Source organism: Collinsella sp. WCA1-178-WT-3 (M1), from assembly GCF_009696325.1.
GTDB lineage: Bacteria > Actinomycetota > Coriobacteriia > Coriobacteriales > Coriobacteriaceae > Collinsella.
On record NZ_VUME01000005.1, the window covers coordinates 128380 to 144613 of the forward strand.

Consider the following 16234-nt stretch of genomic DNA (forward strand, 5'->3'; position numbering starts at 1 on the left):
CCGGCACATGGTACCCTTGTTATCGTTTTGGAGGAGGTACCATGCGCTGTCCCAGATGCGGCAATGCACATACCCGTGTTGTCGATTCCCGTATGCAGGAATCTAATAACACCATTAAACGCCGTCGTGAATGTTGTTCGTGCAACTATCGCTTCACAACATTCGAGCGATGCGAAGACCCCATCGAGGTCATCAAATCTGACGGGTCAAAGCAGCGGTTCGATCGCAATAAGCTGCTGGTCGGCTTAATGCGCGCTACGATTAAGCGCGACATCGACACGAAAAAGCTCAATGAGCTCATCGATGACATCGAGGTTGAGCTGCGTTCCCGTACACTGACGGCTGTTACGTCCCACGACCTGGGCGACATGGTGCTTAAGCGCTTGGCCAAGATCGACAAGGTGGCCTACATTCGCTTTGCCTCGGTCTATCGCGATTTCAAAGACATCGATGAATTTTTGCAAGAGCTCGACAAGCTAAGGTGATTTTATGTCCAACATTACGGTCAACATTAAGCGTCTCGACCCTACGATCGAGCTTCCCAAATACGCCCATCCCACAGATGCCGGTTTGGACCTCCGTGCCAATGAGGACTGTACCCTTAAGCCCTTCGAGCGACGCTTGGTCTCTACTGGCCTTGCGATCGCGCTGCCCGATGGATACGCTGGCTTCGTTCAGCCTCGCAGTGGCCTGGCTATTAAGCAGGGTCTGTCTATAGTCAACACGCCCGGTCTTATAGACGCCCACTATCGAGGTGAGCTTAAAGTCATCCTTATCAACCTGGATCCATCCAATGAAATCCAGATCAACAAGGGTGACCGAATCGCTCAACTCGTTATCCAAGAAGTTCCCACGGTCAATCTCGTGGAGGTAGACGAACTAGACGAAACCGACCGAGGAGCCGGCGGTTTCGGTTCCAGCGGCGTATTGTAATGTCCGCTCACCCGTGGGTGGCCCCTATATATCATTCCATGCTCAAACATTCTCGCGGGGGCGCTCGTATCCCTCCCGCCCGCCTCTCACACATATCATTCCATGCTCAAACATTCTCGCATCGCAGGGGCGCATGGATTCCGCTTTCGCCTGAGCCCCATACATATCATCCCGTGCTCAAACATTCTCGCTTCGCTGCGAAACTGCGCGCGGGACGATATGTATGGGGCTCAGGCGAAAGGGCTACATGCTTGAGATATAACAATCTTTCTAGTAAGCCGACGCGACAAAGGGACGCCACCTTTGTCGCGTCGGTTTACTGTATTTATATTTTCCGGTTTCACCTTTGTATCTTCTAATGGTGGGGAATCTGGCATAGCTGCTAGCACGTAAACGTAGCTGCTCGGCGGGAGCCGCCCATATATCGTTCCACGCGCAGTTTCGCAGCGCAGCGAGAATGTTTGAGCATGGAATGATATATGGGCGGCTCCCGCCGAGCAGCGGACTTTCGCCTAGCGGATATGCGCGGGTTTTCCGCCCCAGTAGAAGCGGCAGAAAGCTCGTTTGCGCTTTTGGGGCTTGCCTGCAAGCTCCATAGTTGCGATGGCGATGTCCTCGGCCGCGTGTGGACGGCGTAGCACTTCGCCATTGATGAGCAGTGCCTTGAGCGACTCGGGATGATCGTGGAGATGGCGCAGCGTCACAATGAGCTCGCGTGCGGTGGTGACATGCATGCTGGCGCCCAAGTCGGTGAGCATGGTGGTGTTGGCCTTTTCCTGGCCATAGGACTTGCCCAGCAGAATCATCGGCAGGTGTGCACACAGGCATTCGGTAACAGTGAGTCCGCCCGATTTGAGAATTGCCAGATCGCAGCCGTGCATGAGCGCTGCCATGTCATCGACATAGTCAAGAACCGTGACGTTTTCGAGTTTCATGGCTTCGAAGAGCGTTTTCAGGCGCGTGGCGTATTCCGTGTCCTTGCCCGGCAAAAAGACAAAGTGCATGTCCTCGAAGCTACGGAGGAAGGGGAGGGTTTGGTCCATCGCCGCGCGAAAGCGAACGTACGGTTGAGGCAAACTGGCGCCGGCCATTACCAGCACAATGGTCTTGTCGGTAGGGAGATTGAACTTCTCGAGTTCTTCCTCACGATTGTAATCCGTGTCAAATCCAGCGCGAATAGGGATGCCCGTAATGCGGATCTTTGCCTCAGGTACCTTGCGTGGGCGGAGCGTCTCGGCCATAAACTCGTTTGCCACGCAGAATAAGTCAGTGTCCTTATGGGGCCACCAGCCCTCGACCTCGTAATCGGTCGGCACGCAAATGACGGGATAGTCGATGCCCGTAATGACGCGCGCACCAACCGCAACGTTGGCTGCCGTGATATGTGTAGCGACCACGGCAATAGGCCTACGAGTGCGAACGTATTCATTAAATGCGGGGAACATAATGCGCGACCATGCCGTGCCGCCGCCCCAAAGCAGGTGTCCGGTAAGGGTATATCGCCAGGTCAAGTCATAAATTGGGCGTGTGGCGCCGGTAAACGATGCGGCCGTTTTGTTGCCGTCGAATTTTATGCGTCCAAAATCGAGGATATCCAAGACCTCAATCTCGACATCCTGCGGTATGCCCTTGGTGCCGCGTATAAGCTCGAATGCTTGCGCGATAGCGTTTGCTGCCGCTTTGTGTCCCGAACCAACCGATGCGTGGACAATGGTCACTAAGGGCTTTTGTCCAGGTGACGGCATCAATTGTTCCGATTGGGGGGCGCTTTGCGTGGGCAGGGGAGCGTCATTGCCCATCTGCGTTTGATCCATCGATAACTCCCCTTCATCGTTGTTTCGCAAAGAATCATTGTAGTGCATGACTGTCATGTTCTCCTAAATTTGGGTATGAGCGCAAAGAACGCCAATGTTTCGATGAGAGGACACTCCATGACTACCAATCAGCCGATCGATGTTGCGATTATCGGCGGCGGCCCAGCGGGCTATGCTGCAGCCATTTATGCTGCGCGATCCAATCTAACGACGACCGTGATCGAGCAAGGCATGTCGGGAGGACAGATCGCCACAACCAATGAGGTCGAAAACTATCCGGGCATTCCGCTCTTGAGCGGTGCCGAACTCGGCGAGCGTTTTCAGCAACATGCAGAGGGCCTGGGAGCACAGGTTGCATGGAGCATGGTGACGGGTATCGATTACGATGCGGATGCGGCGCTGTTTACGGTGCATCACGATACGGGCGATACGCTGGCCTCGAGCGTTATCGCTTGCATGGGCGCCACGCCGCGCTCTGCTGGCTTTGTTGGCGAGGATACGTATCGCGGTCGCGGCGTTTCGTATTGTGCGACGTGCGACGGCATGTTCTTTCGTGGCAAACAGGTCTTTGTCATTGGCGGCGGTAATGCTGCCTGCGAGGAAGCCCTGTTCTTATCAGAAATTGCCAGCAGCGTGACCATCGTCTTGCGCCGCGATCGGTTCCGTGCTCCCGATGGCGTGGTTCAAAAGGTGCTCGCAAAAGATAATATTTCTGTTAGGTACCAAACTAGTATTGTGGAGCTATCGGGCGAGGCCATGCCTACAACTATCACGTTTAAGGACAACGCCACCGGTGATACCTATTCCGAGTCCTTCGATCCAGGTTCGTTTGGCATCTTTGTCTTTGCCGGAACTCAGCCCCATACCGAGCTTGTACAGCATCTGGTGGATCTGGCGCCTGACGGCGGTATCGTTACCGACGACTCGATGGCCACGCGCACGCCGGGCTTGTTTGCTGCCGGCGATATCCGTTCCAAGCGTTTACGCCAGGTTGTGACCGCCGTTTCGGACGGAGCCATAGCGGCAACCAGCGCATACGCCTTCTTACGAGGATAAGTACGATAATATATCTTATGTAAGGTTGCTATCTTTATACAAAGTGGTTGGACGGTGCGTCAATGTGCTGTCCAACCACTTTTACTTAGCGGCTATGTGGTATGCAAAACTAGATAATCTAGAATACAATATAGAAAACGAACGGAGGTCTCTTATGAACCACGTCAAACATGTTATCCCGATGTCCGATACATCGGTCAGCATTAAGCCGGAGGATATTCAGCCGACGGTGCTGCCGGATGCATTTATTCAGTCCGATATGGTGGGCAAACTCAATGTGTTGAGCTTGCCGCGCTATGACCAGCTGCCCAATGTAACGCTCTATCGCGATCAGGTTATTGAATATGTTGCGCTGTGGATGGAGCCGCTTTCGATTTGCGTAGAGCAGCCCGTTATCACACCTTCGATGATCAATAACTACGTAAAGGTCGGCCTCGTTCCTGCTCCGGTTAAAAAGCAGTATGGCCGTGAGCAGATTGCGCGTCTCATCGCCATTTGTATCTTTAAGCAGGTGCTGCCCATCGCTGCGGTTCAGGCGCTCTTTAATATTCAGCGCTTGAGCTACGACGCTCCGACGGCCTTCGATTATGTAGTCGATCAACTTGAGGCATCGATTCGTGCGGCTTTTTCCCTTGAGCAGACTCCCGTGCCCGATACCGCACATCAGGTTACGCGCGAATCGCTGCTCGTACGCAGTGCGGTTTCGTCTTTTGTATCGAAGGCGTACCTGATGAGCTACCTCAAGTTCAATGGGTTTAATAGCTAGGCGACGTATAACGCGGGCGGGATAAAGAGCCATCAGTCACTTTGTCCCGCCCGCGTTTTTTGCTTGGTTGAGCTTTATCGGCCCGAAGCCATGCCCATGCCGTAGCCGATGATGAGACCATGCATCTCGGCGTAATAGGAATCTAGGCCGTTGCAGGGCATGATGATAGTCTTGGAGCCTGGCCAGTGCTCCACAATGCGGTCGGCAAGCGCCTGGGCTCCAGCTTCGTTCTCAACGTGATCAATGATGACCTCGCCGCCCGTGAAACCCTCGGCCTCCATGGTGTCGACAATCTTGGTGAGCATCTTCTTTTCGCCACGCGTATGCCCAACGAGTTCAATTTCGCCCGCTTCGCTCGCCGTGCCCAAAATGCGGATGTTGAGCTTGTTGGCAATAACACCGGCCGCCTTGGGGATACGTCCGGCCTTCGCAAGGTTTTCGTAATTGCATAAACTAAAGAGGATCTTGCTGTTCTGCTCCAAGCTATCGAAGTAGGCGCAGGCTTCCTCAAAGGAGGCATCCGGTTTACTTGCAAGATAGCGATCAAACAGTAAGAAGATCAGGTCCATCTTGCCGCCTGCTGCGCGCGAATTAACCAGGTGAATCTTACGATTGGGCTCTTCGGCAAGCACCATGTCACGCGCAGTGGCCGCGGCATTGTAGCTTCCCGAGACGCCCTCGGAGATGGGCATGCAGATCGTCTTGTCGGCGAGTTTAAAGAGCTCAGCCCACTCCCCTACGCTTGGACAGGAGCTCGATGATGCGCTGGATTCCGATTGAATGGCAACATTAAGCTCGTGAACATCGAGCGAGAGATCGTCGACAAATTCACGCTCCCCCACTCGGATCTTAAGGGGTGCAAATGCAAAGGTGGTATGAGGTGCGGTTGGTTGCCAATCGCGAAGATTGCAGCTCGAATCTGAGATGAGTGCCCAGCTCATTGAGGGTCCTTTCTAGTTGTTCCTCAACAATTATAGCTATCTTTTGGATAGATGCTGCGCATATCTAGTATTCAAAACTAGATTGTAGTTTACACACAAAATGGGCGGTCGAGATAAAACAATGGACCTCGCTCCCAAAGGATACGAGGTCCACTTTCGTTAGCTGAGTTAAAACACTTAATAGCGAACGAAAATATAATTGTTGTTCATGCCAGCGGCAACGGAGCTGATGATAACGCCCGTGCTGTAGTCGGAAGCATGGATCATCTGGCCGTTACCAATGTAGATGCCGGTGTGGTAAGAGTTAACCACGACGTCGCCCGGCTGAGGATCAGAAACGCGGGGCCAACCCATGAAGGTGCCGGTAGTGCCCAGGCGGCAGTAGCGACCGGTGAGGCAGTAGCTTACAAAGCCGGAGCAGTCAAAGCTGTTCGGGCCAATACCGCCCCAGGAATAAGCGCAACCAAGCTTGCTATAAGCGCGAGAGACAACGCTGCCGCCGTCAACGGACTGGCTCGGCGCGGAAGGGGCCGGTGCCGGGGCGGGCGTCGAGGGCTGTGGCGTGGGAGCAGGAGCGGGCGCGGGCGCAGGCGTGTTGCCGCCGCCGTTGTTGGTCGTACCGCCACCATTATTGGTGTTCTCGGTCGTACCGGCGGTGTCGTTGCTCACCGTGGCCTTTTCGGCGGTGCTGGCATTTATGCCAGCCTGCAGCGCGGCGTTCGCCTCGGCCTCGGCAGCAAGCTCGGCCTGCAGCTGTGAATCCAGGGAGTTCACGACACTCTGGGCCTCAGCCTGCTGGGCGTTGAGTTCGTCGACCTTCTTCTGCGTCGCGGCGACGTTCTTCTCCTGCTCGGCCTGCTTATCGGTGAGCTGCTGCTTAAGGTCCTTGACCTCCTGAATGGTCTGGGCCTGCTTGTCGGAAACCTTGCCGTAGTAGAACAAACGGTTGAGCATATCGCCCAGATCGTCGACGCCCGTCAGAACCTGAAGGAGACTCAGACCGCCGGTCTTGTACTCGCCGGCAACGTAGCTCGAAAGCTTTGCCTGGCCCTCGGCAATCTCTTGCTGCTTTTGCGTGATCTCGCCTGCAGTCTGATCAAGCTCCTGCGTCTGAGCGGAGAGTTCTTCATGAATTTGCTGGGTTTGCGTACCGATCTGCTCGAGTTTGGTACGAGCGGCGGCAAGATCGGACGCGGTATCGGCATAGGCAGGAGCCGCGAGGCCCAAGCCCAAAACACAAGCGAGGGTTGCCGTAGCTGCGCAGCGTGCCATGTTTTTGTGCGTGTTTGCTGTGCGCATGGAGCTTCCTTTCCAGTATCTAAGGGTAGCGGCTAGTCCACCGTTACCAGGCTAAAGAGCTCAACGTCCTCGTTAGAAGGCGTGAGCTTCTTGCGCGGATTAAGAAACGCAAGCTCAAGGATACAACCATAACCTACGAGCTTTGCGCCCATATCTCGCACCAGTTTACCTGTTGCCTCGACGGTTCCGCCCGTCGCGACCAAGTCGTCCAGAATCAACACGGTATCTTTAGAGCTGATGGCATCGACGTGAATCTCAATCGAATCGGTTCCATATTCGAGCTCGTATTCCTGGCTAACGGTCTTACGTGGCAGTTTTCCCGGTTTACGTGCAGGAACAAAGCCGGCGCCGAGTGCCACGGCAACAGGCACGCCTACCATAAAACCGCGAGCCTCGGGTCCTACAACCTTAGTGATGCCCATGCCGGAGAAATGCTCCGCTAGCGCGTCGACCATGGCTTTAAGCGCTTCGGGATTGCTAAAGAGCGGCGTGATGTCCTTAAAGACGACTCCGGGCTCGGGATAGTCGGGGATGTCGACGATGTGAGATTCGAAGTCGTACATGGCGTGACCTTTCATGGGAGGCTGGTTTGTAGAAGCGTTTATTTGTCCGCGCTGGCGGTGCCGGTGTGCGAGGGGGCGACAACCTTAAGCGGCTGCACGAGGGATTCCTCGCGCACGGGGACCGCGGAGGCAGATGCCTCTTCGCTTTTGGCCTTGGTTGATTCGGAGCGTGCGATTTCCTCATCGAGGGCATCGATATCGGCGTCCTCGACTACAGCGTTGAGTGACTCAAATACGCGGTTCTTGAGCAGCGCAGTATGCACGCCCTCGGTGAGGTCATGTAGCTTCTTAAATGCGCGTTCGAGCTTGGCATCGCGTTCGTCATCGGAGGTGTCCATGCCAAGCATACTCACGAGCACTTGCTCGAACATCGAAGACTCGCGGTTGGCGGATGATACGTACTGACGAAGGTTTCGCGGCTCGATATGAAAGCGTGACAGTTCAGAACAGTAGCGGATAATCGGAAAATCGCGCCCGTCGACGAGCTCGCGGTTCTGCGGACTCTTGATAATGCGAATAAGGTCGTTTTCGGCCAAGGAGCGAATAAACGAGATCTCGACGCCCAACATATCCGGAATGGTCTCGATGGGGTGCAGCTTTTGCTTGGTTTCCTTGGGCTCCGTCTTAAGCGGAACATCGGACAGCAGGCCCACCTCGTAGGCAAGCGTGGAGAGATCTGTAGCGTTTTCCAGGCGTTGCTTGATCACGTTGAGCGGCATGTAGCGCGTCTTCTGCAGGTGCAGAATGACCTCTAGACGGTCAACGTCCTCCTTGGAGTATTGGCGATAGCCCTTAGGCGTACGATGAGGGGTGATGAGCCCCTCATCTTCTAGAAATCTAATTTTTGAGTTCGAAAGATCGGGGTATGCGCCTCGAAGTAAATTGACGACTTGGCCGATACTCAGATAGTTGCGTTCGGCCATTACCTACTCACCGGTTTCGATGCGCTCCGGCGTGCTCTCGTGGTAGATGAGCGTGAACGTACCGATCTGGACGGAAGATCCGTCGTGCAGCGGGGCGGCATTGACGATAGCGCCGTCAACCCACGTGCCGTTGAGCGAGCCTAAGTCCTCGATGCGAGCAGCCAGACCCTCGCGAATAATGCGTGCGTGGCTACGCGATACGGTCATGTCATTGAGGAAAATGCCGTTTGCCGGATCGCGGCCAATGGTGGTCACATCGTCCTCGAGTTCAAAGGCAGCACCGGTCTGCGGCCCCTTGACAATAGACAGAACGGGGGCAGTGATGCGAACGTTCGCCATAAGATCGGGAACGGTAACGTCGCTCGAAGGCACACGGAAGACGCAGGTTGCGTCGGCAGTCTTATCGTTTTGAGGCATATTGTTAACCATGTTGTCCATGACAACCCCTAACTTAACGCGGACATGCCGCAAAGAATGAACTGTACGTAATAATACCCCAATGGCTTAGTCTTCGATTTCGGGGTTAAGAAAGTCGACTTCTTCGTCCTCTGGATGCGCAACAGCCTGTTTAATGGCCGCTCCACCCTTAATGGAATAGATGACAGCGGTGAGCATGGAGAAGATGACGCCGCCATACACAAAGAAGATGCCGAGCGGTACCGAGCTGCCGTTGAGGCCCGGGAAGGCCGTGAACGTGGCGGGCAGCAGATGCCAGCCGTCCACGGTGGGAAAGCCCAGCAGCATGAGCGAGAAGCCGGTCATGAGCAGCGCCGTGGCAATCTTGCCGGGAAACACTACGTCGATGGGGCGGCGGTGGTAGTGGCGCACGATGAGCGTGCCGATGCCCAGGTAGATATCGCGACCGATGATGAGCACGCAGACCCAGATGGGAAGCTCGCCGCGAACCACGAGACCTAAAACGCCTGTAAATAGCAGCGCACGGTCGCAGATGGGATCCATAACCTTGCCGAGCCACGAGACCGTTTTAGTCATACGGGCAATCTGACCGTCCATCCAGTCGGTGGAGGCCGCGATGGCATAGATGACAATGGCGACGACACGGTTGTTGTCCGTCACAAACAGGTACAGGAAGACCAGCGTGAGGACCAGGCGCGTGAAGGTAATGAAATTGGAGATCGTGAAAATCTTATTCGACGGGTAATCGGAGGTGCCGATAAGCTCCTTTTTGATCTTCTTTTTGATGCCCACAGGACTCCCCCGCTGGTAAACGACAAAACTCTCGATACTATACCCGTTCTGGCGATGTCTATCCAGCGCGAGCATAGAGAGTCCAGACATGTGGAGGACGCTGCTGGGTGCCACGAGGACTCTCGCGCCGTTGCTTTAACAAAAAACTCTCACAGGAAGTAGCCGCGAGGGCTATGTTGGTAGTTGCAGCTACAGTTATTGTTGAGGGTGAGCAGCGCGTCGCGCGCGCCGTAGAGGTAGCCGCTGATGAGCGCCCAGCGCACGCGCTTGTCGAGCACCGGCGCAGAATAGCGATGCATCCCTTTGTACATGGGCACACAAGGGGATACAGCAAAGGCGAGCGGAGGTCGCAATGCCCTCCTGGTGAATAGCTGCCAAGGTGGGTAAAACCACATCGAACGCCGCTCACGCCAGGGCGGCGTTCACCTTTTGGTTCCACCCGCCAGCACCTCCCCTCTTGATACTGCAAGGGTTTCATTGTGGTGATAGACCGACACCGTTCATCGTTGTTTCGGGCTCGTTCGCAAAGTCGTGAACGCACTCCCCTCTTGTTCAGCGCATAATGGCGCACCGTATGCGGCTGAGCGGCCGCACGCTAAAGGAGAGGTGCCCGCATGGGCATCGAGAGAGAGGATGCAGTATGAACCTGAGGGAAAAGTACGGTGAGTGGGGCCTGATCCTGGGCGCGACCGAGGGCGTCGGCAAGGCGTTCTGCGAGAAGATCGCCGCCGGCGGCATGAATGTCGTCATGGTCGGCCGTCGCGAGGAGAAGCTGAACGTGCTCGCCGGCGAGATCCGTGAGACCTACGGCGTGGAGACCAAGGTCGTGCGCGCCGACTTTAGCCAGCCCGACGCTGCCGAGACCGTCTTCGCCGCGACCGAGGGCCTGGATATGGGCTTCATGAGCTACGTGGCCTGCCTGCACAGCTTCGGCAAGATCCAGGACACTCCCTGGGAGAAGCACGAGGCCATGATCAACGTCAACGTCGTGACCTTCCTCAAGTGCTTCCACCACTACATGCGGATCTTTGCCGCCCAGGACCGCGGCGCCGTGATCAACGTCTCGTCGATGACCGGCATCAGCTCCAGCCCCTGGAACGGCCAGTACGGCGCGGGCAAGGCCTTCATCCTCAAGATGACCGAGGCCGTGGCCTGCGAGTGCGAGGGCACCGGTGTCGACGTCGAGGTCATCACCCTCGGCACCACCCTAACCCCCAGCCTGCTGTCCAACCTCCCCGGCGGCCCGCAGGGCGAGGCCGTCATGAAGATCGCCCTCACCCCCGAGGAGTGCGTCGACGAGGCCTTTGAGAAGCTGGGTAAGGAGCTCTCCGTCATCGCCGGCCAGCGCAACAAGGACTCCGTCCACGACTGGAAGGCCAACCACACCGAGGACGAGTACATCCGCTACATGGGCTCGTTCTACCGCGACTAGCAGCTGCCGCGGCGCGTGCGCGAGGGCGCGTGCGGGTTCGCAGGTAGAGATGCGAGTGCGAGGGTTTCTTTGCGGGGGCGTGCGGATGCGGCGCCCGCAAAGAAACCCTCTTTTCATGGGTGGGCGCGACGGAACCTCGGCGCTCACCGTCTAGGGCGACCTGCCCGGTTCCCCCGCGATCTCCCTGCACGGGACTCTGCGCTCCGGCATCCTCTGGACCGTGTCCCGCTCGTGCCTAGTGGGCCGGCCGATCCGGCCCTCAGGGTATCGGATTCCCGCATTCATCCGTACATGTTCGTGTGAATGCGGGAGGTGTTCGGATGAGGTTGATATTCAAGGTGTAGACCGTTTTCTTGGTACTCCTCAAATGCGGCAGGGTTTTTCGAGTTTGTAGATGCTAATATAACCCTGCTCTCGAAAGAGGGCTCAGTCCCGGCTGGTAAACCTGACGTTTGGCGTGGTGTGCGTGACACGCATAGCGGGCATGGCCGCGATAGAATTTTCCATGCGGAGGGGTTCGACCCCACAGCGCCCCGAGGGTTTCGGGGGGCGAACTGGCAGGCAGGGAACCGGGGTGCAGGCTGTCCAGAAGGAGGGGTGTAATGCCTCTTCTTCTTTTTTGCCACATCAATCTTTTGGCTTGATAGGTTTTTCGTGCGTGTGATTGGGTTGCGGAAGGGATTGGCATGAGAGTTGCGGAAATTGCGGAAAGGGTCGGTTGCGATCCTGAGTCTGCGTATTCGAAATTCGCCGACACACGTGAAGGCACACGCTTTCACAACATGCAGTGGCCCACTTTCGTCACTGACGAAAACTATCGCTTGTTTTGCAAGGCGCTGGCAGATTATGCCAACTCAGAGGAAGGCCCCCAAAGCAACGGCCGCCATGAATTGTTCCTAAGCGTGCACGAGCTGTTCGAAAAGGGCAACGAGATTGGCGGCGCCCCAAAAAAGCGCCACTACAACCTGGACAAGTCGTTCATAGGCACGGACGAGGCAAATCTCATGCTGCTCAAAGCGGCGCATAAGGGAATGACCCAGCAAGCGATCGCCGCGTACCTGGGCTGCTCGCGCACGGCGGTGCAAAAGCGCCTGAGCGCCCTGGCAGACGGCGTGCGTTTTGGCGACTCCTACATCAAGGCCGAGCCGACAAGCCGCGGCGGCCTGAAGTCGACGGCCCACCCGATCTTTCTGCCGCTGCGATTGCATGAGGTGTACCTGATGCTGTCGGCATTAGGCGAGTTTCGAGCGGAACGGTCAGGCGGGGACCCAGAGCGCGTCGTGGCAGATGATCTCGCGCGCAGAATCTATTACCAGCTGAGCGACTACGCCAAGGGCGGAATCGAAAAAGCGTTGGATGAGCGAGGGGTTCGCCTCGCTGGGCTAAGGCCCGACTTCGACTCAAGCAAGGGCGTGGACGATTCGGATCGTATCGTTATGTATGAGAAGATGGGTCTCAATCTTAAAGTCGGGCTTGTAAATGGAGATGTGCTCGTCGGCTGCTTCGCGCACCACGCCGATCTTCAGAAATGCGTAAACGCCGCCGAAATAAGCAAAGACGGCAGCTATATCGTGTTTAAACTTTTGGATGGCAGATACTGGGCGGTCGACGATTCTCAAGTATTTAGCGTGGTGGCCGCATCCGGGAATTAAGTTGCGGCCAAGCCCCTCGCCCGCCCTCCCAGGCGGTGCTGCTGCGGCCGATTTCATGTTTGCTTACAAGCAAAACAGCCGCCCACCCATTCAGAAGGGTTGTACTAGTTTTTATCGTTTCGATTTTTTACGAGCACACGAAAAGTTGCGTTTAGAAAAACGAGTATCGTTGCTCCTAATGCGACTAACATCCGAGGTCAGGCAATTATAGTTCTGCCTCTGGACCCAACAACAGACACATGGTAAAGGGGTCCCCGCTTATCGAGAGGACCCCTTTCTTTTTGTAGATAAGATTATGTCTGAATCAGGAGAAGAGCATCTTGATGATTTGCTCTTTGGAATACTTCCCGGTGTCGATCTCGCCCTCATAGGGGTCCATGTAGCCGTGGAGCCAGATTTCCAGCTCGCGGTCCTCGGCTTTGCTCTCGCCGAGCTCAATCAGCTCTTCGACGGACATGTCGGCACGGTCGCGCTTAGCATCCTTGCCCGCGAGCTCCCAGCCGAGCTGCAGGGCGCACTTCTCGTGCAGGCTGAGGTCATCCATCCCGATCTCCCCGAGGTCGAGCGGGGACGACCACTTGCGGTACGGGATCGACCCGTACTGGAGAATGAAGTTTAAGACCTCGATCGGGTCATAGACCTCGCGGAGGTCGCAGTACTGGAAGAGGACGTCGCAGTCGATTTCGGGATTGTTCATGACCGCCGCGGCGAGCAGATTGGCTTCCTCGATGGTGTAGGCCTCGCCGAGGGGGAGCCACTCGAACGGCACGAATCGGCCGATGTACTCCCATGCGCGGAGTCGGAGGGACTCCGTCTCGACTCCCTCGCGCCCGGCCTCGCTTGCGAGCGCGTCCGCCAGCGCGGCGGGTTCCAGAGGCAGGTGGATCTCGGCGCCGACGCTCGGGTCGTTTCGGTAGGTCTCGAAAGACGCGCCCTCGGCGGCTGTCACCCAGATGACGATGGCGGATTCGTCGGTATTCTCGTTTTGCTTCATTTAGATTACCCTTTTCTCGATAGTTTCGTCGGTTAAGAGTCTATCGCTGTCCGAACCGGTCGTCTAGATCTCGGGGAGGGAAAGATGGGAAAACTGAGCCATGATGAGTTCCTTGCGCGGCTGCGCTATCACAACTCGCACTACGCCGACGGCGAGTTCGACGTGCTCGGCGAATACGCCGGCATCAGTGCTCCCCTTCGGTGTCGCTGCCTGGTATGCGGTAACGTCTGGGTCGGCAACCCCGACTCGATGCTGCGCCGGAACTCGCGATGCCCCAAATGCGCCCGGGTGGCGGCTGGCAAATCCTCGGGGAAATCGAGGACGTTGACGCATGAGGCGTTCGTCGGCCGTGCGGCCGATGCCTGCCCGGATATCGAAATCGTCGGTAAATATATGGGCGCCAACACGAGACTGACCGTCCGCTGCCGTACCTGCGGATACTCTTGGGATGCATTTCCGGCCACGATCCTGCGCTCTTGTTCCTGTCCCTGCTGCTCCAACCGCGTCGCAGTGAAGGGAATCAACGACCTCGCGACCACGCATCCGAAAATCGCGGCGGAGTGGGATTGCGAACGCAACGGGGAGCTGAGGCCCACCGACGTCGTGGCGGGCTCCTCCAAAAGGGTCTGGTGGCGATGCCCCGAGGGTCATGAGTGGCAGGCCATCGTATACAGGAGGAAGGCGGGCGGCGGCAGCTGTCCCGTCTGTGGAAAGTAAGGGGGAGGGTCCAAGCCCTCCCCTATCTTTAGCTATAGGTCGTAGACCTCGACCATCGCCTCGCCGATGCGGTGCGGGACGCCCGTGACGAGGGCGTTGCCCATGCAGAAGGCCCGGTGACCGTCGGTCATGCCCGTGTCGGTCCAGCCCTTGGGGAATCCCTGCAACTGGTCGAGCTCGTCGGGCACCAGGCGGCGGAAGCGTCCGTCGGGGCACTCTATGACGTGCTTGAAGCGGCTCGCGCCGGTGCCGCCCTCGCCGGTGAGGATCGTGCGGCTCGGCTTCTCGACGGAATCGGGGAAGCTCATGGCGCCCTCGGAGTAGGTGTAGGTGAAGCCCGTCTTCTTGTTGGTGCGTTCCTCGCGTTTGGCGCCCTTGAGGTATCGCCAGTCGGGCAGCTTCTCGTCGGCGATGTAGAACTGCTCGGGGACGTCCGATTCGTCTATCAGCACGTCTCGCAGCACGCGGCGCTCGCCGCGGTAGTCCTCGGCGAAGTCGCAGGTGAGGACATGGCAGCCCTGCATCACGCCGGCGTTCTTGAACTGCGAGACCTTCTGGCCGACGCCGAAGCGGGTCGAGTTCTCGTAGGGGTCGGGCAGGACATCGAGTTCTGCCATCTCGTCAGGGTAGACGGCGGGGAACGCCTTGGCCATGACGCCGCGGCGCATGCGGTCGGCCAGGTCGGTATCGCCCGCGTCCTTCTCGCAGAAGATGTAGACGCGCTTGCGGCGCTGCGGGAAGCCGTATTCGGCGGAGTTGACCACGCGCCACTCGACTGTGTAGCCGAGGTCGGCGAGGCAGCTCAGGATGATGGCGAAGTCGCGCCCGCGCTGGGACGCGGGGGACTTGAGCAAGCGGTCGACGTTCTCGAACAGGCCGAATCGGGGTTTCTTCATCTCGAGGAAGCGGTAGATGTCCCACCAAAGGACGCCCTTCTTGCCCTCGATGCCGTGTGCCTGGTTGAGGGGACGCGCAACGGAGTAGTCTTGGCATGGAAAGCCGCCGACGACCATGTCGACGTCGGGGATCTGGGTCTCCCCCGCCTCAGCCTTGTCCAGTACCCTGTTGATGTCCTCATTCACCACGGAGCTCTCGCCGAAGCGCTCGGCGTAGCATCGGGCGGCGAACTGCCTAGACTCGGTTCCTGGCGGCTCCCACTGGTTCGCCCAGACGGTGGTGAAGGGGCCTGCCGGCTTCATATAGAACTCGGGATGGTTGGGGTCTGCATAGCCCTCTAGGCCAAGGCGGAACCCGCCGACGCCCGCGAAGAGCTCGGCGATCTTGATTTCAGACACGTTTCTCCAATCGCTGCTGTGTCCGTTCTTGTGAGATCGATGATAACCGATCTCGCGGACAAGATCAAGGGGAGCGGCTAGAGGGCGATTGCCGCAGCGGCAAAACAGTTGGAGCGCAATCGACGTTCGATAAGTTGAATGAGCTGGTAAACACTTCTGAAAGGAATGCTTTATGCCAAAGATGTGTACTGCCGCTCGGGCGCTCGGACTTGCTAGCCTGTTCGCGGTGGCCGTGGTCGGAGCTTTAGGACGCAATCATGCTATGAATGGGACCGACAGCGGTTCAGATTCGACCGCCGGCAAGATGAACTACTCAATCACCGGTATCGAAGTACTTGATGCTGTTCCTGGTCCTGGTTTCGGCAAAGTCGCCGTCATTCGATGGCATGCCATCAACAACAGCGTTGAAGACATTTACGCCGTCCCTCACCTCAAGGTTTACCAAAACAAGCAGGTACTCCATCCAGGTGCCGCGGGCAATAGGATCTTTTTATCCGAAAAAACGGAGCTTGCGCCGGGCGGGCAGGCCTTTGGGTCTTCAATCTACAGGATTAACGATATGTCTCCGATCACGGTAAAAATCAGCGACCCCCATGGCGAATCAAATGAGTTAAATGAAAGTTTCTATCTGGAGCGATAG

The 16234-nt window shown here is 57.0% G+C and carries 18 protein-coding genes; 8 read left to right on the plus strand and 10 right to left on the minus strand.

Going from position 1 to position 16234, the window contains the following annotated elements; translation table 11 throughout:
- Positions 1 to 41: 41 nt before the first annotated feature.
- Together nrdR and dut are read left to right on the plus strand one after the other, a co-directional pair.
- Positions 42 to 485 carry a transcriptional regulator NrdR gene (nrdR, locus tag FYJ40_RS04840; protein WP_154516361.1) on the plus strand — a complete coding sequence of 148 codons (444 nt, stop codon included), beginning with the start codon at positions 42 to 44 and terminating at the stop codon, positions 483 to 485.
- Between the two features lie 4 nt (positions 486 to 489).
- A complete protein-coding gene (gene dut / locus FYJ40_RS04845; RefSeq protein ID WP_154516364.1) occupies positions 490 to 933 on the plus strand; it encodes a dUTP diphosphatase in 444 nt (147 codons plus the stop codon).
- A gap of 512 nt (positions 934 to 1445) precedes the next feature.
- On the opposite strand, the gene FYJ40_RS04850 is transcribed toward dut, so the two are convergent.
- The gene (locus tag FYJ40_RS04850; protein ID WP_229770669.1) at positions 1446 to 2747 is read right to left on the minus strand and encodes a glycosyltransferase; all 1302 of its coding nucleotides are present in this window, start codon (positions 2745 to 2747) and stop codon (positions 1446 to 1448) included.
- 117 nt (positions 2748 to 2864) lie between these two features.
- Here FYJ40_RS04850 and FYJ40_RS04855 point away from each other — a divergent pair, with 117 nt between their 5' ends.
- Positions 2865 to 3803, plus strand: a complete 939-nt coding sequence (locus FYJ40_RS04855; RefSeq protein ID WP_154516370.1) for an NAD(P)/FAD-dependent oxidoreductase — start codon at positions 2865 to 2867, stop codon at positions 3801 to 3803.
- Between the two features lie 154 nt (positions 3804 to 3957).
- Entirely contained in the window at positions 3958 to 4569 is a 612-nt protein-coding gene (locus tag FYJ40_RS04860) for a DUF1836 domain-containing protein (protein ID WP_195838555.1), read from the plus strand.
- Between the two features lie 74 nt (positions 4570 to 4643).
- Here the strand turns inward: FYJ40_RS04860 and FYJ40_RS04865 are convergent, their stop codons facing one another.
- The 7 genes from FYJ40_RS04865 to FYJ40_RS04895 all read right to left on the minus strand — a co-directional run bounded on the left by FYJ40_RS04865 (position 4644) and on the right by FYJ40_RS04895 (position 9803).
- Complete coding sequence (locus FYJ40_RS04865) at positions 4644 to 5510, minus strand: DegV family protein (protein ID WP_154516373.1); 867 nt, start codon at positions 5508 to 5510, stop codon at positions 4644 to 4646.
- A 177-nt stretch (positions 5511 to 5687) separates the two neighbouring features.
- Positions 5688 to 6809: a C40 family peptidase gene (locus FYJ40_RS04870; RefSeq protein WP_154516376.1), complete on the minus strand. Its 1122-nt coding sequence runs from the start codon at positions 6807 to 6809 to the stop codon at positions 5688 to 5690.
- A gap of 32 nt (positions 6810 to 6841) precedes the next feature.
- On the minus strand, positions 6842 to 7372 hold the full coding sequence (locus tag FYJ40_RS04875; protein ID WP_195838556.1) for an adenine phosphoribosyltransferase: 531 nt from the start codon (positions 7370 to 7372) through the stop codon (positions 6842 to 6844).
- A gap of 38 nt (positions 7373 to 7410) precedes the next feature.
- A complete protein-coding gene (locus tag FYJ40_RS04880; RefSeq protein WP_154516382.1) occupies positions 7411 to 8295 on the minus strand; it encodes a MerR family transcriptional regulator in 885 nt (294 codons plus the stop codon).
- Positions 8296 to 8298: 3 nt separating this feature from the next.
- Positions 8299 to 8733, minus strand: a complete 435-nt coding sequence (locus FYJ40_RS04885) for an FHA domain-containing protein (protein WP_195838557.1) — start codon at positions 8731 to 8733, stop codon at positions 8299 to 8301.
- Positions 8734 to 8799: 66 nt separating this feature from the next.
- A complete protein-coding gene (locus FYJ40_RS04890) occupies positions 8800 to 9504 on the minus strand; it encodes a CDP-alcohol phosphatidyltransferase family protein (protein WP_370450604.1) in 705 nt (234 codons plus the stop codon).
- Positions 9505 to 9653: 149 nt separating this feature from the next.
- A complete protein-coding gene (locus tag FYJ40_RS04895; protein ID WP_154516388.1) occupies positions 9654 to 9803 on the minus strand; it encodes a hypothetical protein in 150 nt (49 codons plus the stop codon).
- Positions 9804 to 10144: 341 nt separating this feature from the next.
- Between FYJ40_RS04895 and FYJ40_RS04900 the strand changes: the two genes are divergently transcribed.
- Both FYJ40_RS04900 and FYJ40_RS04905 read left to right on the plus strand, forming a co-directional pair.
- Positions 10145 to 10936 (plus strand): SDR family oxidoreductase, encoded by a 792-nt coding sequence (locus FYJ40_RS04900; RefSeq protein ID WP_154516391.1) that lies wholly within the window; start codon positions 10145 to 10147, stop codon positions 10934 to 10936.
- Between the two features lie 686 nt (positions 10937 to 11622).
- Positions 11623 to 12588 (plus strand): helix-turn-helix domain-containing protein, encoded by a 966-nt coding sequence (locus FYJ40_RS04905; protein ID WP_154516394.1) that lies wholly within the window; start codon positions 11623 to 11625, stop codon positions 12586 to 12588.
- Between the two features lie 304 nt (positions 12589 to 12892).
- On the opposite strand, the gene FYJ40_RS04910 is transcribed toward FYJ40_RS04905, so the two are convergent.
- On the minus strand, positions 12893 to 13582 hold the full coding sequence (locus tag FYJ40_RS04910; RefSeq protein ID WP_154516397.1) for a hypothetical protein: 690 nt from the start codon (positions 13580 to 13582) through the stop codon (positions 12893 to 12895).
- An 84-nt stretch (positions 13583 to 13666) separates the two neighbouring features.
- On the opposite strand from FYJ40_RS04910, the gene FYJ40_RS04915 reads away from it, so the two are divergent.
- On the plus strand, positions 13667 to 14299 hold the full coding sequence (locus FYJ40_RS04915) for a zinc-ribbon domain-containing protein (protein WP_154516400.1): 633 nt from the start codon (positions 13667 to 13669) through the stop codon (positions 14297 to 14299).
- Between the two features lie 32 nt (positions 14300 to 14331).
- Here the strand turns inward: FYJ40_RS04915 and dcm are convergent, their stop codons facing one another.
- Entirely contained in the window at positions 14332 to 15594 is a 1263-nt protein-coding gene (dcm, locus tag FYJ40_RS04920) for a DNA (cytosine-5-)-methyltransferase (protein WP_370450602.1), read from the minus strand.
- A gap of 172 nt (positions 15595 to 15766) precedes the next feature.
- On the opposite strand from dcm, the gene FYJ40_RS04925 reads away from it, so the two are divergent.
- Positions 15767 to 16234, plus strand: coding sequence for a DUF5067 domain-containing protein (locus FYJ40_RS04925; protein ID WP_154516403.1), 468 nt, complete (start codon positions 15767 to 15769; stop codon positions 16232 to 16234).

Bases quoted from the DNA above. Each gene is read 5' to 3' on its own strand.
- FYJ40_RS04865 (WP_154516373.1), bottom strand. From the start codon at position 5,510: ATGAGCTGGGCACTCATCTCAGATTCGAGCTGCAATCTTCGCGATTGG.
- FYJ40_RS04905 (WP_154516394.1), top strand. From the start codon at position 11,623: ATGAGAGTTGCGGAAATTGCGGAAAGGGTCGGTTGCGATCCTGAGTCT.
- FYJ40_RS04895 (WP_154516388.1), bottom strand. From the start codon at position 9,803: ATGCATCGCTATTCTGCGCCGGTGCTCGACAAGCGCGTGCGCTGGGCG.
- FYJ40_RS04880 (WP_154516382.1), bottom strand. From the start codon at position 8,295: ATGGCCGAACGCAACTATCTGAGTATCGGCCAAGTCGTCAATTTACTT.
- nrdR (WP_154516361.1), top strand. From the start codon at position 42: ATGCGCTGTCCCAGATGCGGCAATGCACATACCCGTGTTGTCGATTCC.
- FYJ40_RS04860 (WP_195838555.1), top strand. From the start codon at position 3,958: ATGAACCACGTCAAACATGTTATCCCGATGTCCGATACATCGGTCAGC.
- FYJ40_RS04910 (WP_154516397.1), bottom strand. From the start codon at position 13,582: ATGAAGCAAAACGAGAATACCGACGAATCCGCCATCGTCATCTGGGTG.
- FYJ40_RS04915 (WP_154516400.1), top strand. From the start codon at position 13,667: ATGGGAAAACTGAGCCATGATGAGTTCCTTGCGCGGCTGCGCTATCAC.
- FYJ40_RS04850 (WP_229770669.1), bottom strand. From the start codon at position 2,747: ATGGATCAAACGCAGATGGGCAATGACGCTCCCCTGCCCACGCAAAGC.
- FYJ40_RS04855 (WP_154516370.1), top strand. From the start codon at position 2,865: ATGACTACCAATCAGCCGATCGATGTTGCGATTATCGGCGGCGGCCCA.
- FYJ40_RS04875 (WP_195838556.1), bottom strand. From the start codon at position 7,372: ATGTACGACTTCGAATCTCACATCGTCGACATCCCCGACTATCCCGAG.
- FYJ40_RS04885 (WP_195838557.1), bottom strand. From the start codon at position 8,733: ATGGACAACATGGTTAACAATATGCCTCAAAACGATAAGACTGCCGAC.
- dut (WP_154516364.1), top strand. From the start codon at position 490: ATGTCCAACATTACGGTCAACATTAAGCGTCTCGACCCTACGATCGAG.
- FYJ40_RS04925 (WP_154516403.1), top strand. From the start codon at position 15,767: ATGCCAAAGATGTGTACTGCCGCTCGGGCGCTCGGACTTGCTAGCCTG.
- FYJ40_RS04900 (WP_154516391.1), top strand. From the start codon at position 10,145: ATGAACCTGAGGGAAAAGTACGGTGAGTGGGGCCTGATCCTGGGCGCG.
- FYJ40_RS04870 (WP_154516376.1), bottom strand. From the start codon at position 6,809: ATGCGCACAGCAAACACGCACAAAAACATGGCACGCTGCGCAGCTACG.